At 56.8% G+C, this 16,102-nt stretch carries 16 protein-coding genes; 11 read left to right on the forward strand and 5 right to left on the reverse strand.

Annotated features, from left to right (window positions below; genetic code table 11):
* Nucleotides 1–180: 180 nt before the first annotated feature.
* The 4 genes from bhcA to bhcD are packed head-to-tail and all read left to right on the forward strand — an operon-like array spanning nucleotide 181 to nucleotide 4,535.
* Nucleotides 181–1,371, forward strand: a complete 1,191-nt coding sequence (bhcA, locus tag AVO44_RS09810) for an L-aspartate--glyoxylate aminotransferase BhcA (protein ID WP_068336395.1) — start codon at nucleotides 181–183, stop codon at nucleotides 1,369–1,371.
* Between the two features lie 11 nt (nucleotides 1,372–1,382).
* Entirely contained in the window at nucleotides 1,383–2,357 is a 975-nt protein-coding gene (gene bhcB, locus AVO44_RS09815) for a beta-hydroxyaspartate dehydratase BhcB (protein ID WP_068336048.1), read from the forward strand.
* A 10-nt stretch (nucleotides 2,358–2,367) separates the two neighbouring features.
* Nucleotides 2,368–3,531, forward strand: coding sequence for a 3-hydroxy-D-aspartate aldolase BhcC (bhcC, locus tag AVO44_RS09820; RefSeq protein ID WP_068336051.1), 1,164 nt, complete (start codon nucleotides 2,368–2,370; stop codon nucleotides 3,529–3,531).
* Between the two features lie 23 nt (nucleotides 3,532–3,554).
* Nucleotides 3,555–4,535, forward strand: a complete 981-nt coding sequence (bhcD, locus tag AVO44_RS09825) for an iminosuccinate reductase BhcD (protein WP_099045658.1) — start codon at nucleotides 3,555–3,557, stop codon at nucleotides 4,533–4,535.
* Nucleotides 4,536–4,601: 66 nt separating this feature from the next.
* Here the strand turns inward: bhcD and AVO44_RS09830 are convergent, their stop codons facing one another.
* Complete coding sequence (locus AVO44_RS09830; RefSeq protein WP_068336056.1) at nucleotides 4,602–5,387, reverse strand: inositol monophosphatase family protein; 786 nt, start codon at nucleotides 5,385–5,387, stop codon at nucleotides 4,602–4,604.
* Nucleotides 5,388–5,483: 96 nt separating this feature from the next.
* Nucleotides 5,484–6,389 carry a LysR family transcriptional regulator gene (locus AVO44_RS09835; protein ID WP_068336058.1) on the reverse strand — a complete coding sequence of 302 codons (906 nt, stop codon included), beginning with the start codon at nucleotides 6,387–6,389 and terminating at the stop codon, nucleotides 5,484–5,486.
* Nucleotides 6,390–6,483: 94 nt separating this feature from the next.
* Here AVO44_RS09835 and metF point away from each other — a divergent pair, with 94 nt between their 5' ends.
* Entirely contained in the window at nucleotides 6,484–7,350 is an 867-nt protein-coding gene (gene metF / locus AVO44_RS09840) for a methylenetetrahydrofolate reductase [NAD(P)H] (protein ID WP_068336061.1), read from the forward strand.
* A 216-nt stretch (nucleotides 7,351–7,566) separates the two neighbouring features.
* Nucleotides 7,567–8,220 (forward strand): DnaJ domain-containing protein, encoded by a 654-nt coding sequence (locus AVO44_RS09845; protein ID WP_068336064.1) that lies wholly within the window; start codon nucleotides 7,567–7,569, stop codon nucleotides 8,218–8,220.
* Between the two features lie 52 nt (nucleotides 8,221–8,272).
* Here AVO44_RS09845 and AVO44_RS09850 read toward each other — a convergent pair whose 3' ends face one another.
* Nucleotides 8,273–8,791 carry a YHS domain-containing (seleno)protein gene (locus AVO44_RS09850; protein WP_068336067.1) on the reverse strand — a complete coding sequence of 173 codons (519 nt, stop codon included), beginning with the start codon at nucleotides 8,789–8,791 and terminating at the stop codon, nucleotides 8,273–8,275.
* 231 nt (nucleotides 8,792–9,022) lie between these two features.
* Between AVO44_RS09850 and yghU the strand changes: the two genes are divergently transcribed.
* Nucleotides 9,023–9,901 (forward strand): glutathione-dependent disulfide-bond oxidoreductase, encoded by an 879-nt coding sequence (yghU, locus tag AVO44_RS09855; protein WP_068336071.1) that lies wholly within the window; start codon nucleotides 9,023–9,025, stop codon nucleotides 9,899–9,901.
* Between the two features lie 38 nt (nucleotides 9,902–9,939).
* On the opposite strand, the gene AVO44_RS09860 is transcribed toward yghU, so the two are convergent.
* Complete coding sequence (locus tag AVO44_RS09860; protein ID WP_068336075.1) at nucleotides 9,940–10,728, reverse strand: SseB family protein; 789 nt, start codon at nucleotides 10,726–10,728, stop codon at nucleotides 9,940–9,942.
* Nucleotides 10,721–11,308, reverse strand: coding sequence for a uracil-DNA glycosylase family protein (locus AVO44_RS09865; protein WP_068336078.1), 588 nt, complete (start codon nucleotides 11,306–11,308; stop codon nucleotides 10,721–10,723). The genes AVO44_RS09860 and AVO44_RS09865 overlap by 8 nt, the downstream gene beginning before the upstream one ends.
* A 233-nt stretch (nucleotides 11,309–11,541) precedes the next feature.
* On the opposite strand from AVO44_RS09865, the gene AVO44_RS09870 reads away from it, so the two are divergent.
* From AVO44_RS09870 to AVO44_RS09885, 4 genes are read left to right on the forward strand one after another with little or no spacing between them, the layout of a single operon-like run.
* A complete protein-coding gene (locus tag AVO44_RS09870; protein ID WP_068336081.1) occupies nucleotides 11,542–12,201 on the forward strand; it encodes an ABC transporter ATP-binding protein in 660 nt (219 codons plus the stop codon).
* Nucleotides 12,179–13,753: a KpsE/RkpR family capsule polysaccharide export protein gene (locus AVO44_RS09875; protein ID WP_068336084.1), complete on the forward strand. Its 1,575-nt coding sequence runs from the start codon at nucleotides 12,179–12,181 to the stop codon at nucleotides 13,751–13,753. Before AVO44_RS09870 ends, AVO44_RS09875 begins: the two co-directional genes overlap by 23 nt.
* A gap of 5 nt (nucleotides 13,754–13,758) precedes the next feature.
* A complete protein-coding gene (gene kdsA / locus AVO44_RS09880; RefSeq protein ID WP_068336087.1) occupies nucleotides 13,759–14,592 on the forward strand; it encodes a 3-deoxy-8-phosphooctulonate synthase in 834 nt (277 codons plus the stop codon).
* Between the two features lie 13 nt (nucleotides 14,593–14,605).
* On the forward strand, nucleotides 14,606–16,102 hold the full coding sequence (locus AVO44_RS09885) for a phosphomannomutase/phosphoglucomutase (protein WP_068336090.1): 1,497 nt from the start codon (nucleotides 14,606–14,608) through the stop codon (nucleotides 16,100–16,102).

Genomic DNA, 16,102 nt, shown 5'->3' on the forward strand with positions numbered 1-16,102 from the left:
TTTCCTTTTTTGCACCGCAGGAAAATTCATACCGTTAATCTTCACCGCGAAAGTGAAAAACAAAAAGTTTCTTATTATCATACCGCTAGCATTTAAAATCCAAAAATGAAAATATTTTTCAAGAAAATTGCAAAAAGGAACCGAGTTGTTCACACTCAGGCCAAAGCAAAGGATGTAGTGATGTCCAATCAGAACCCGGTTTTTATTCCCGGCCCCACAAATATTCCGGATCGGCTGCGCTTGGCGATGCAGGTCCAGACGCAAGACCACCGCGCGCCCGATTTTGTGAACACTCTCGCACCTGTGCTTGAGGGTACCAAAAAGGTATTCGGATCAGCCTCTGGCCAGATCATCACCTTTCCAGCCAGCGGAACCGGAGGATGGGAGGCTGCAGTGACCAATACGCTCAGCCCCGGTGACACGGTTCTGGTGGCGCGTTACGGAATGTTCAGCCATCGCTGGATTGACTTGTGCCAACGGCATGGGCTCGATGTGCGGATTATCGAATGCGCCTGGGGCAGCGGCGCCCCTGCGGATCAGTTCGCCAAGGCCTTGGCTGCGGACACGGCTCATCAGATCAGGGCGGTTCTGGTGACACATAACGAGACGGCAACCGGTGTGCGTTCGGATATTTCGGCGGTGCGCAAGGCGATGGATGCCAGCGACCATCCGGCGATGCTGTTTGTGGATTGCGTCAGTTCGCTTGCCTCGATGCCGTTTGCGTTCGATGACTGGGGCGTTGATATCGCGGTGTCGGGTTCGCAAAAGGGTTTCATGCTGGCAACCGGCATGGCGATTCTATGCGTCAGTCCCAAGGCGCTGGCGGCGATTGAGACCGCCAAGCTACCGCGTACTTTCTTTGACTTCAAAGACATGATGAACGCCAACGCATCGGGCGGGTTCCCCTATACCCCGCCATTGCAACTGATCTACGGTATGCGCGAAAGCCTGAATATGCTGTTCGAGGAAGGCTTGGACAACGTCTATGCACGTCACACCCGGCTGGCCGAAGGTGTGCGCAAGGCCACTGCCGCATGGGGCCTGGACCTGGTGGCGCAGTCGCCCGAGCTTTACTCGGATACGGTTAGCGCGATTTATGTGCCGGAGGGCTTCGACAGCAATGCTCTGACCGATCATGCCTTTAACGCCTATGGCGTCAGTTTTGGCGTCGGCTTGGGTGAGATGAACGGCAAGGCCTTCCGCATCGGTCACTTGGGCAGTCTGACGGATGTCATGGTTCTAAGTGGTCTGGCCACGATCGAGATGGCGATGGCTGATCTGAACTACCCGATCGACCTCGGCAGCGGTGTTTCGGCGGCGCAGGAGTATTTCCGATCTGGGCGCACGACACCCATGAAAACCGCGGCATGAGGAGAAGCCCGATGTTGGACGCACTGACCACAGCCGATTGCCTGACCCTTGCCGATATGCGTGAAGCGCACGACCGTATCCGGCCCCATATCAACCGTACACCCCTGCTGCGCTCGGACTATCTGGACGATCTGACCGGCGCGCGGCTGTTTTTCAAATGCGAAAACTTTCAGGAGGCCGGAGCCTTCAAGGTGCGCGGTGCTTGCAACGCGGTCTTTGGCCTGAATGAGGCGGCCGCCAAACGCGGTGTGGCCACTCATTCCTCGGGCAATCATGCGCTTAGCCTGTCTTACGCGGCCAGCCGGCGTGGTATTCCCTGCAACGTGGTCATGCCGCGCACGGCGCCACAGGCCAAAAAGGACGCTGTGCGCCGCTATGGTGGGATTATCACCGAATGCGAGCCCTCGACCACCTCGCGCGAGGCGGTGTTTGCCGAGGTACAGGCGCGCACGGGGGGTGAGTTCGTACACCCTTACAACGACCCACGCGTGATTGCAGGCCAAGCGACTTGTTCGGCCGAGTTGCTGGAACAAACCGACGGTCTGGACGCGGTTGTCGCGCCTATTGGCGGCGGTGGCATGATCTCGGGCACTTGCCTGACGCTTTCAAACCTTGCGCCCGAGGTTCAGGTTTATGCCGCAGAACCCGAACAGGCTGACGACGCCTATCGCAGCTTCAAGGCGGGTCATATCATCGCCGATGATGCGCCGAACACCATCGCGGATGGCCTAAAGGTGCCGCTAAAGGAAAACACGTGGCACTTCGTTTCGAACTTCGTCAGCGACATCCACACCGCCAGCGAAGACGAGATTGTCGCAGCTATGAAAACCGCATGGAAACACCTGCGCATCGTGATGGAGCCCAGCAGCGCCGTGCCTCTGGCAACGATCCTGAAACACCCCGAGGTGTTCAAAGGCAAGCGTGTGGGGGTCATCATAACCGGCGGCAACGTGGATCTGGACAAACTGCCCTGGACCCGGGGTTAAGGAGGAAAACATGAACAAGCCCGTAAACATCGAACAGCTTGAGGTCGGCTTTGACATACCCGCCGCAATCGGCATGGACGCATCCGAGATCCAGACACCCGCATTGGTTCTGGATTTGGACGCACTGGAACGCAACATCAAGAAAATGGGCGACTATGCCAAAGCTCACGGCATGCGACACCGGGTGCACGGCAAGATGCACAAATCGGTCGATGTGGCGCGGCTTCAGGTCGAACTTGGCGGCGCGTGCGGTATCTGCTGTCAGAAAGTGTCAGAGGCCGAAGTTTTTGCCCGTGGTGGTATCAAGGACATTCTGGTCTCGAACCAGGTGCGCGATGCAGTCAAAATTGACCGACTTGCGCAAATGCCCAAGCTGGGGGCCCGAACGATTTGCTGCGTCGACGATCTAGACAATGTGTCCGACCTGTCCGAAGCAGCGCAGCGCCATGGCACCCAGATCGAATGTCTTGTGGAAATCGACTGCGGCGCGGGTCGTTGCGGTGTGACCACCACGCCCGACGTCATCGCCATCGCCAAGGCCATCGACGCGGCCCCGGGCCTGAAGTTTGCAGGTATCCAAGCCTATCAGGGTGCGATGCAGCACTTGGACGCGTACGAAGACCGCAAGGCCAAGATCGACATCGCCGTAGCGCAAGTGAAAGACGCTGTAGACGGGTTGAAGGCCGAAGGGTTGGAATGCGATATCGTCGGCGGTGGTGGCACCGGGTCTTACTACTTCGAAAGCACCTCGGGCGTTTACAACGAACTCCAGTGCGGGTCTTACGCGTTCATGGATGCCGATTATGGCCGCATTCTGGACAAGGACGGCAACCGGATCGACCGGGGTGAGTGGGAAAACGCCTTCTTTATCCTCACCACCGTCATGAGCCATGCCAAAGCGGACAAAGCTATCGTGGATGCCGGTCTCAAGGCGCAATCGGTGGACAGTGGGCTGCCGGTGGTCTTTGGGCGAACGGATGTGGAATACGTCAAATGCTCGGACGAGCACGGCGTAGTCGCCGACCCCGACGGCGTTCTGAGGATCAATGAAAAGTTGCATTTGGTGCCAGGCCACTGCGACCCGACCGCCAATGTCCATGACTGGTACGTGGGTGTGCGTGACGGCAAAGTCGAAGCCCTCTGGCCTGTGTCTGCACGCGGCAAAGTCTTCTAGGCGAGGGAAGGAAAATGAAAGATATGTCAGATAATGGCCTGCTGATTGTTAGCGAAGACCTTTGTCAGCAGTTGGTTGGCCGCAAAGAGGCGTTCGACGCGGTGCAAGACGTATTCGCCGCTATGGCGCGCGGTGACGCGTACAACTTCCCTGTCATCCGCGAGGCGATCGGTTATGCCGATGCGCTCTATGGTTTCAAGTCCGGGTTTGACCGCGCGGGTCAGGTGCTGGGCGTCAAATCCGGAGGATACTGGCCGGGAAACACCGAGAAAGGGTTGACCAACCACCAGTCCACCGTCTTTCTGTTCGATCCCGACACTGGGCGGCTGTCAGCGCTGGTTGGGGGCAACTACCTGACTGCTGTCCGCACTGCGGCGTCTGCGGCCGTGTCCATCGCCCATTTGGCCCGCAGAGACTCCAAAGTGCTGGGGATGGTCGGCGCGGGCCATCAATCCACGTTCCAGCTTCGGGCCGCCGCCGAGCATCGTGACTTTGAAAAGGTTGTCGCCTGGAACCCCCACCCCGAAATGCTGCCGCGTCTGGAAGGCGTCGCGCATGAGGTCGGACTGGAGTTTCAGGCCGTCACCCAAGAAGAGCTTGGCGCGCAGGCAGATGTCATCATTACGATCACCTCGGCTTTTGAACCCTTGTTGATGAAGGACTGGATCAAACCCGGCACCCATCTGGCATGTATGGGCACCGATACGAAGGGCAAGCAAGAGGTCGATGCCATGCTGGTGGCCCATGCCACCGTATTCACCGATGAGGTAGCGCAATCGATTACCATCGGAGAGACGCAGCACGCTGTCGCCGACGGTCAGCTGACCAAAGACCAGATTACCCCGATCGGAGCCGTTATCAACGGCGACCACCCGGGGCGTGGGTCAGACGAAGAGATCACCCTCTTCGACGGCACCGGAGTCGGACTGCAAGACCTCGCCGTCGCATCAGTTGCCGCAAAACTCGCGGACAAAGCCGGGTTGGCAGGCCGGGCAACTCTGTAAAGCGAATCCCGAAACAAAAAAGCGCGCCTTAATCGGGCGCGCTTGCTTTACGGGAATAAGCGATGGTCAGCCGCGGATTACTTTGGCGAATTGGTCAAAGATCGGCTCGTTCGAACAGATCACCTCACCATCATCAATCACGCTTCCTTCCGGATTTAAGGCCTGAACAAGGCCACCGGCTTCCTTCACGATGATGATCCCGGCGGCCAAATCCCATGCGTTCAGGCGACGCTCCCAAAAGCCTTCATAGCGGCCCGCAGCCACGTAGGCCATGTCCAGCGCCGCAGCGCCCCAGCGGCGTACACCGGCACAAACCGGCATCAAACGTGCAAGGTCCTGAAGAGTGGCAGGCAGGTCCGAACGGCCACCAAAAGGCAGACCGGTCGAGAAAATGGACTCGATCATGCGGTGACGGCCCGAGACGCGAATGCGGGTGTCATTCATCCACGCGCCCTCGCCTTTTTCGGCAAAGAACATCTCATCCTTGGCGGCGTCATAGATCACGCCAGCCACGATCTTACCCTTGTGCTCCAATGCGATAGAGATCGCCCAATGCGGAAGGCCGTGCAGGAAGTTCGTCGTGCCATCCAACGGATCAACGATCCAGCGGCGGGTTGGGTCCTCGCCATCGATTTCGCCGCCCTCTTCGGCCAGCCAGCCGTAAGTCGGGCGCGCACCAAGCAATTCCTCTTTCAGGATCGCCTCGGCGGCAATATCGGCCTTTGAAACAAAGTCACCCGCACCTTTCATCGACACCTGAAGGTTCTCGACTTCACGAAAATCCTTGACCAAAGAACGCCCCGCCTTGCGCGCGGCTTTGATCATGATGTTGAGGTTTGCACTGCCAACCATTGTCCAAAGGCTCCTGTCCGGTCAAACCGCGCGTATACTGGGGCAATGCGACCTTGCCAAGAGGAATGATGCGCATAGCTGACCGGCGTTTGGCGCCTACTGCGCTTGCAGCTTGCGCGCCTCGCTACCGGCCAATTCGATCAGCTCTTGCACGTAGGGTTTTTCAAGGTCTTCAGTACGCACTGCTGCGTACAGCCTGCGGGTGATTCCGTTCTTGGTCAGCGGTCGCGTGACATAGTCGGAATTGTACTTGACCTCACGCACTACCCAATCAGGCAAGACTGATACACCACGGTTTGACGCGACCAGCAACAGGATCACCGCAGTCAGTTCGACTTGACGGATCGCTGCAGGCTCAACCCGAGCGGGGATCAGCAACTGGCTGAACACATCTAGACGTGTACGCTCGACCGGATAGGTGATCAAAGTCTGGCCGCGGAAATCATCAGCATCAATGTACTTTTTCTGCGCCAGCTTATGTGACGAGGCGGCAACAAAAACCGCTTCGTAATCAAACAGTTCAATGAACTCGACACCCGGCAGACTTTCAGGGTCGGATGAGATGACAAGGTCAACCTCTTCTTTTTGCAATGCAGGCAGCGCGTCAAATGCAAGGCCGGGACGGATATCAACGTCCACATCCCCCCAGGATTTCCGGAAAGCCTCTAGCACGGGGAACAACCATTCGAAACAGGCGTGACACTCGATAGCAATGTGCATGCGACCGGTACGACCATCCCGAAGGGACGAAAATTCCTGTTGCGTCGCCTCGACTTGCGGCAAAATCTGCTCGGCCAAACGCAACAGCCGCAACCCTGCCGCTGACAGCTTCATCGGTTTGGACCGGCGCAGGAACAGCTCGACTCCGGCCTGATCCTCCAGCCCCTTGATCTGATGGCTCAGCGCGGATTGGGTGATGTTCAACTGATCCGCCGCACGGGCCAGGCCACCGCATTCATGGATGGCCTTGATCGTACGCAGGTGCCGGAATTCAATGTGCATTGAAGTAAGACTCATGTTGTTCTTGAGTAATATGAGTTTGTCTCACAATGCTCAAACTGGCACAAGGGGTACAGATTGGACCTGTGAGGCAGACATGACGAAACCAGAAATTTCATTCGAGTTTTTCCCGCCGCAAACGCTCGAGGCCTCATTCCGCCTGTGGGATACCGTTCAGACATTGGCTCCGCTTGAGCCGCGCTTTGTGTCTGTCACCTACGGCGCTGGTGGTACGACCCGCGAACTGACCCGCGATGCTGTGTCCACCTTGCACAAATCTTCCGGCCTGCCGGTGGCCGCGCACCTGACCTGTGTTGATGCCTCGCGCCAGGAAACGCTGGAGATCGCAGATACTTTTGCGGCCGCCGGCGTGCAGGATATCGTTGCGTTGCGTGGTGATCCCCCAAAAGGTCAGGACCAGTTCGTGCCACATCCCGACGGGTTTGCGCATTCGGTCGAACTGATCGAAGCTCTGGCCGACACCGGGAAGTTCAACATACGAGTCGGCGCTTATCCCGACCGGCACCCCGAGGCGCAGGATTTCGCCGCTGATATCGACTGGCTCAAAGCCAAGTTCGATGCGGGTGCCGACGAAGCCCTGACCCAGTTCTTTTTTGAAGCCGAGACTTTTTTCCGCTTTCGCGACGCGTGCGAAAAGGCCGGAATCGACAAACCCATCGTGCCCGGCATCCTGCCCATCGAAAACTGGAAAGGGGCCCGCAACTTTGCCCGCCGCTGCGGGGCGCATATTCCGGCCTGGATTGAGAATGCTTTTGACAAGGCACTTCGTGATGATCGCGAAGACCTGCTGGCTACTGCCTTGTGCACCGAACTATGCTCGGATTTGATCGAGGGCGGCGTGGACAAGTTGCACTTCTACACCCTGAATCGACCAGAACTTACGCGTGACGTCTGCTTTGCCCTGGGCATTACGCCTAGGGCCGCCTTGCAGAACGTCGCCTGAGGCAATCCCCTGTTGGTCACTTTGCCCGGAACCCATTGAGCTTCTGGGCTTTTCGCGGCGTCTCACATCATTCTCTCGCACCATGAATATGTAAACAATCCCCAAAACCAAACAGTTACTGTCCCCGTGGGGAGGATAAAAATTCGCTAAAGTTTGACAAATTCAAAGGCCTCCGCACACTGAGGGTGTTGTATTTGTTTAACGAGTTATTTGGGTATGGAGCCTGTTGAAAAAATTAATGCCCGCGCTGACGCGCTTGGGGCACTTGGACTGGACCAGACCGCCGGATCCGATGATATCCGGGACGCCTGGCGACACATAGCCTTTCATGCACATCCCGATCACAAGAATGGCGACTGCACGCATTTTGCCCGCGCCAAGGAAGCCTATGATTTCTTGCGCCGCGAAGGCCTGACAACCAAAGGCCCGACCACCGGCAAACCGCGTCGCCCAAAGCTGCGCAAGCGTGTGATTGAGCTGGAGAGCGCAGATATCGACGCCTGCCGCGTGTTGTTGAACACAGCTTTGGCGCACAGTTCAGATCAATCTGACGTGGCGTCGCCCACGCAAAACGAAACGGGCTCGGACCATGTTCCGGAAGCCGTGGGATTTTATGGCCGACATTTGACATATTTCGTTCCCACGCCTGTCTGTGAAGGATCGAACCGGGTGGCGTTGCCGACCTCTTTCCTGGCCTCGGCACGGCGCACGGAAACCGAAGTACTGAGCTTTCAGGCCAAAGATGCGGGCGCGGGCGAGGTCGTGGTGCCCGAAGCGATTATCACGTCCAAATTTCCGGGCGCAAAAAGCGTCCGCATAAAATTCGACGCGGATCAACAGATGCGAGACGATTTCTGGTTGCCGAACTGAATCGAAAAACCCGGCCAAGAGACGGCCGGGTTTATCCTTCGCAAAGCCCCAATTAGTTCGAAACTGGGCCTTCGGACGTAAATTTTGGGATAACCCTGGTCGATGCTGCATCACCTTCGAGTCCCGGCCAATTGCCTTCGGCAATGTTGATATTTCCGGGGACATCTTCTTCCCAGAAACCAACAACAACATCTGTGATATTTAGATAAAGTTTATCGTCAACGATCCGCCACAGGTTCGGATTTGCCGGAACCTTGCCTCCTTTTGATACGCCATATGCGCAGTGGCCATCATATTGGGGAGCGTAGTAAGCTGGATTTGCAAGGAATTTATCGCGGTTTTCCTCGGTCGCGAACGCCCATGTCGCACCATTGTATTCCGCAGTGATATCGGCATGGCCGCGCACGGCCTCGGGCTGAGACTGACCGACAGGTGCCTGATCAAGGCTGCGATAGGCCACAACATCATATCCCGAAACAGCAAAGCCGGTGCCATCCACATATTGATCACCGGCAAATGCCGGAACGGCAAGGGTCAGAGCAGTCGCTAGGGTCAGGGCGAAGCGTTTCATGCAGTTAATCCTTTTATCCACTAGAGTTGGCATCTGTTGAAAGGATACGCCTTTTTATTCTTTTGGGCAGTCCCGCTCGCGCCGGTGTGACCGCTAAAGAGGAAACGTTAGGCCTGCGCACCCAAATGTTACAAAACTAACCGAGCGTCCGGGGTTGGACTCGGGGCGTTGCAATATTAGCTGTTTGGCTTGACTGACCTGTAAACCGAACTTTGCTGAGAAAGAGACCATATGACCGACCAATCCCAGTATGACCCCCCCAAAGTCTGGACATGGGACAGTGAAAGCGGCGGGCAATTTGCCAATATCAACCGTCCCATTGCTGGTGCCACCCACGATAAGGACCTGCCGGTCGGAAAACACCCACTGCAGCTCTACTCTCTGGCGACCCCCAATGGCGTCAAAGTGACCGTGATGCTTGAGGAGTTGCTGGCACTGGGGCACGAAGGCGCAGAATATGATGCCTGGCTGATCAAAATCGGTGACGGTGATCAGTTCAGTTCGGGTTTTGTCGGGGCCAACCCGAACTCGAAAATTCCTGCACTATGGGACCGTTCAGGCGACACGCCTGTCCGTGTGTTTGAAAGCGCATCGATTCTCTTCCATCTGGCTGAGAAATTTGGCGCTTTCCTTCCGGAATCCGGACCTGAGCGCACAGAAGTCATGAATTGGGTATTCTGGCAAATGGGCAGCGCGCCTTACCTTGGTGGCGGGTTTGGTCATTTCTACGCCTATGCCCCAGAGAAAATGGAATATCCGATCAACCGCTTCACGATGGAAACCAAGCGGCAGTTGGATGTGTTGGACCGGCAGTTGGCCGAAAACACTTACGTCGCAGGCGAAGACTATACCATTGCCGACATGGCAATCTGGGCTTGGTATGGCCAATTGGTTTTGGGTCGCCTCTACAGCGCGGCCGAATTCCTGGACGCTGAATCCTACAAACACGTGATGCGTTGGGCCAAAGCGATCGACGAACGGCCCGCCGTAAAGCGGGGCCGGATGGTCAACCGCACGTTTGGCGAACCTGAAACCCAACTGCACGAGCGTCACGACGCCAGCGATTTCGAAACCCGTACACAGGATAAGCTGGAACCCGCCGCAGAATAGCGTGAACGCCCCGCGGCCAAATGGATCGCGGGGTTTTCTTACTTCAGCACAGGTGGTTTTTCCGGATCACGACCCGGAGCAACCTGTTCCACAACGCGCCGCTCAGGCTTTGGCAACTCGAACCGCAGACCAACCCGCGCCAGTGCCGCTGCCGCCGGGTCATGCGGTTTAAAGAACCCGACATCCATCGCACCCGCCTCGATCCCTGAAAATGTCAGGGCTTCCGAGGCGGCTTTGGCCAAAGCGGGCTCGGCCCCTTCGACCGCGCCGACAAATCCAAGCAAGTGCCCCGATCCCCCGTCTTCCGCCTTGGTTCCCACCAGAAACGCTGACTCGGCCAGACCAACGGCTGTTGCCAGCTTTGCGTCCAGCGCCTTTAGCAGGTCTTCCGGCAGGCCAACGGGTGGAAGGAACTGGGCCAAACGCTGTTGAACCTCTTCCGGTGCATGTTCCAATGTAGACGCGAGCCACCCCAACGCCTCGGCCGGGATCAGCATCGACGACGGCGCGACCTCAAGGTTCAGGCCCAGACCGATCCCCTGCCCCGACAGCATCGACGACAAGACCCGCCCCGACAGGGCCACATACGGCACGGGTCGTTCGGCGAAACGGGCCAGCCTGTCCTCACGGTCGAAGGCCAAAACAAAGCGGCCATCAGCGACATCGAACAACTCGGGCGAGATGCTTTCGCCCTGCGCCTCTTCGGTCAGCATCAAAAACAGCTCGCTATCCGCAAGGCGCTCAAAAAAGCGCAAGCGCGCTGCATCGTCTTGCGGGTTGGCCTCCATGGCGGCATGCGCTGAATCAAGCGCCGTTGTATCAGTCATTCAAAACCTCTTGAACCCGCGCGCGTAGAACTGGCAGAAGTTCTGCTTCGAACCACGGGTTTTTCTTCAGCCATGCCGTATTGCGCCAGGATGGATGAGGCAAGGGAAAGACACGCGGCGCATAGTCCCGCCAGCGTTGCACCGTATTCGTGACCGACCCTTGAGCACCCATATGAAACTTTTGCGCGTGGCCGCCAACCATTACTGTCAGTGGCACCTCTCCAAGCGTTTGCATAACCCGGTCATGCCACGTCTTGCCACAGATGCGCGGCGGGGGCAGGTCAGCTTTTCGTTCGTTATACCCCGGAAAGCAAAAGGCCATCGGAACAATCGACACGCGCGTGCGGTCATAAAAAATGGTTTCGTCAATCCCCAACCACTCACGCAGGCGGTCGCCCGAAGGATCGGTGAACGGACGCCCCGAGGCATGAACGCGCGCGCCCGGCGCTTGGCCGGCAATCAGCAAGCGCGCGCCAGAGTTGAACCAGACCACCGGTCGCGGCTCGTGCGCTGTATGCGTGGCGCGGAACTTTTCTGCACATATTTGGCAGGCCTCTATCTCTTCCTGTAACGAATTCATCAGATCGAAAGACTTCCTGCATCACATGGTTTGACGGTTGAAAGGAAAGATAGTCAACAGACAGCCAGGGACCAACAGGTTCAAATGTCACAAAAACGAAAAGGCGGCTTTGCTGGACATTGATCATTTGTTTCAAAATTCGACATACTATAGCCAAGACAGACCCATAAGGTGGCCGCGCTTACATCAGCCTGAGCGCTAAACCAAACAAACGTCAGAGCAGCAGGCCGAGAATGCTTGAGTTTGAGAATGTCAGTAAGTCCTTCTGGACCGGGACCCGCCGCAAGGTGATTCTGGACAGGGTTTCGTTTCGGATTGAGCTGGGGCGCTCAATTGGCATTCTCGCGCCAAATGGAACCGGGAAAACGACGCTGATCAACATGATGGCCGGACTTGAAAAACCGGATGAGGGCGTGATCAGAAAGAACTGCAGGGTTTCTTTTCCGATGGGGTTTTCGGGCGGTGTCGCAAAAAAACTCTCGGCCCTAGAAAACGCGCGCTACATCGCCAAAATCTACGGGATGGACCCCGATTATGTCGAAGCCTATTGCAACTGGCTGTGCAATCTGGGTGAGTATTTTACCCAACCGCTTGGGACGTATTCAACCGGTATGCGGGCGCGCTTTACCTTTGCGCTGATGCTGGCGCTGGACTTCGATATGTATCTGATTGACGAAGGCATGCCGGCGTCGACCGATGTCGAATTCAACCAAAAAGCCGGTGACATTCTGAAAGAGCGGCTGCGGACGACGACATTGGTGATCGTGTCCCACAACCCCAAAGTTCTTGAAAAATTTGCGCAGGAAGCAGCCGTTCTTCTGAATGGCCATCTTTACATGTTCGACACCTTGGAAGAGGCGAAGCAGCTATATGACTACCAAACCCAAGGCTAAAAAATACCGCTGGCGCCGCAGCCGACAGGACCCGGCCTCGGCTGATGCCCGTGCTGACGCGATTTCGCGTATCAGAGCGGCGACGCAACCGGCCGAGGCGGCGAATGACACGGCCCCAGCAACCGACATTGAGACGATCAAAAGCGAAGGTTTGACGGGTCGGCAGTTGCGCGTAGCAAGACGCCTGGCACAGAAAAATGGGCTTGAGGCGACGTCGGACTACGACGCGGTGCGGCTTTTGCGTCTGAAGGGCATAAATCCTTTCGAACGGGCCAACCTTCTGGATCTGGCTGCAAATAAGAAAAACCCCGAAGAACAGGCAAGGGACAAGATCAAGATTCAGCTGCCGCAGACGATCACAGAACAACCGCAGATCCTACCTGGCCCCAACCTAAGCCCTGCGGAACGGCGCAATCTTGAGATTGGACAGATACAGAAGGACATCGCGCGCCGCCGCAGACGAAAGCTGTTTGCCCTGTTTGCGCGGTTGACCGCCTTTGTCCTGCTACCGACGTTGATTGTGGGCACCTATTTCTACAGATACGCAACACCTATGTACGCCAGCAAATCTGCCTTTTCGATCTTGCAGGCAGATGGTGGTGGGGCTGCTTTTGGCGGGTTTCTTGCGGGGACGCAATTCGCCACAGCGCAGGATTCGGTCGCAACACAGGAATTTCTTGAATCCAAAGATGCACTCGTACGACTAGAGCAGGACACAAACTTCTCGGAGATCTTCAAGCAGGAGTGGATAGACCCGATCCAACGCCTGCCACAGGACGCATCGCTTGAAGAAACCCACAAGCTGTTCAGACGGATGATAACCATCGGGTACGACCCAAGCGACGGGATCATCCGAATGGAAGTCGCGGCGCCAAGTCCTGAAGTTTCGGTCAAGTTGTCCGAGCGCCTGCTGTCCTACGCAGAGGAGACCATAAACGGGTTGAGCGAGTTGAAACGCGAAGACCAGATGCGCGATGCAATCGCCACGTTCGAAAGCGCACAGCAAGAACGCAGAAAAGCTCAGGAAGCCCTGATTGAACTGCAGCTACAGGGGGCCGTTCTGGACCCTGAAAACGTGATTGCAGGCCTTCGCATGCGGATCAACGCGATCGAAGTTGAGTTGCAGGAAAAGGAACTGCAATTGGCCGCGCTGATGGACAATTTGCGCCCGAACCAGGCCAAGGTGGATGGCGTTCGCGCCGACATTCAGCGCCTTGAGTCAGTTCTGGCCGAACTGAACGCCGAAATGGTTGACGTCTCGGCTGGCGAGAATTCGTTGGCACGGCTGAGCGTTCGAATTCAGATGGCGCAGGCCGACCTAGCGGCGCGGGACTTGATGATGCAGACCGCCCTGGAGCAAGTGGAAAACACCCGCACCGAGGCAAACCGCAAAGTTCGCTATCTGACAGTGTCCGTGAACCCGGTTGCCAGTGAAGAACCCACCTACCCACGCAAGTTCGAAAATACGATTTTGGCTTTCCTGTTATTTGCTGGTATCTACCTGATGATCTCGCTTACCGCGTCGGTCCTTCGTGAACAGGTATCCTCGTAAGACATATGAAACATGTAAAAATCTCCGACCTCACGGTCGGCAATGATCTGCCTCTGACGATCATTGCCGGCCCTTGCCAGCTTGAAACCGCCGATCACGCCCAAATGATCGCCGGAAAAATGAAAGAGGCCTGCGATGCCGCCGGTGCGCAGTACGTATTCAAAGCTTCGTACGACAAAGCCAACCGGACGTCTTTGACCGGAAAACGAGGCATGGGGATAGACGCCGGGTTGAAGGTTCTGGACGAAATCCGCAAAGGGATGGGTATTCCGGTCCTGACTGACGTTCATACCGAATCTCAGTGCGCGCAAGCTGCTGAGTCGGTGGATGTTTTGCAGATCCCGGCATTTCTGTGCCGCCAAACGGATATGCTGCTGGCAGCGGGAAACACGGGCAAAGCCGTGAACGTCAAAAAGGGTCAATTCCTCGCCCCGTGGGAAATGCCTAATATTGTTGAGAAAATCGAAAGCACGGGCAATCAGAATATCCTGTTGACAGAACGCGGCACGTCGTTCGGATATAACACTCTGGTCGCCGACATGCGGTCGCTGCCGCAGATGGCGCAAACCGGATATCCTGTTGTGATGGATGCAACCCACTCGGTTCAGCAACCCGGCGGCAAAGGTGGGTCATCTGGCGGCCAGCGTGAATTTGCTCCGGTCATGGCCCGCGCCGCAGTGTCGTTGGGTGTCGGTGCCGTGTTTATTGAAACGCACCAAGACCCAGATAACGCACCATCCGACGGACCCAACATGATCCCCTTGCACCAGATGCCACAATTGGTTGAAACGTTGATGCGTTTTGATGCGCTGGCCAAGGCCAACCCGATTCAGATTTAAGCAGAGCGATAGCATGACCAAACCCATCCCAGAGGTGACCCCAAACACCTGGAGCTTTCTACGCGACCCGATGATCAAGCCCACCGGCTTCCGCGAGTATGACGCCCGCTGGAAATACCCTGACGAGATTAACTTGCCAGGTATGACAGCGCTGGGGCTGGGATTGGGCACGCAGATGTACAAACGCGGGATCGAGCCGGTGATCGCGGTTGGTAACGACTATCGCGACTATTCGCTGGCGATTAAGAATGCGCTGATCCTGGGCCTGATGCAGGCGGGGATTCAGGTCAAGGATATTGGCCCTGCCCTCAGCCCCATGGCCTATTTCGCACAGTTCCATCTGGATGTTCCAGCGGTCGCCATGGTCACCGCCAGCCACAATCCAAATGGCTGGACCGGTGTGAAGATGGGCTTTGAACGCCCGCTGACCCATGGCCCCGATGAAATGGCAGAGCTGCGCGATATCGTGCTGAACGGCGAAGGCGTGCCTCGGGAAGGCGGGTCATACGAATTCGTGGATGGCGTGAAAGAGGCATATCTAGACGATCTGGTAGGCGATTTCAGAATGTCCCGGCCGCTAAAGGTTGTCTGCGCGACCGGCAATGGAACCGCTTCGGCCTTTGCACCCGAACTTTTCGAAAGGATGGGGGTCGAGGTTGTACCCAGCCATAGCCGCCTCGACTACAGCTTCCCCAACTACAACCCCAATCCCGAAGCGATGGAGATGCTGCACGACATGGCCGACACCCTGAAATCCAGCGGTGCCGATCTGGCACTGGGTTTTGATGGTGATGGTGACCGTTGCGGCGTTGTGGATGACGAGGGTGAGGAGATCTTCGCCGACAAGGTCGGTGTGATCATGGCGCGCGATCTGGCCAAGATTTACCCCAACTCGACATTTGTAGCGGACGTGAAATCGACCGGATTGTTTGCCAGTGACCCGGAACTGAAAGCGCTTGGAGCAAAAGCCGACTACTGGAAAACCGGGCACAGCCATATGAAACGCCGGGTCAAGGAAATCAACGCTTTGGCAGGGTTCGAAAAATCGGGCCACTACTTCCTGGCCGAACCGATCGGCCGCGGCTATGACTGCGGCATGCGGGTGGCGGTTGAAATCTGCAAGCTGATGGACCGCAATCCGGACCAAAGCATGTCGGACCTGCGCAAGGCGTTGCCAAAGACATGGTCGACACCCACCATGTCGCCCTATGCCGCCGATACCGAGAAATACGACATCCTCAAACGGTTGGTCGATAAGCTGGTTGCCAAAGCCGATGCCGGCGAAAAACTGGCAGGCCGTGCGATCAAAGAGGTTGTCACCGTCAACGGGGCGCGGGTCATTCTGGACAATGGCAGTTGGGGTCTGGTGCGCGCGTCTTCGAATACCCCGAACCTTGTTGTGGTTTGCGAAAGCAGCGAGAGCGAGGATGAAATGCGCGCGATCTTCGCGGGTATTGACGCGGTTATCCGGACAGAACCCGGCGTTGGCGATTACGACCAGACGATCTGA

This window comes from Ruegeria profundi, assembly GCF_001507545.1.
Taxonomy (GTDB): Bacteria; Pseudomonadota; Alphaproteobacteria; order Rhodobacterales; family Rhodobacteraceae; genus Ruegeria; species Ruegeria profundi.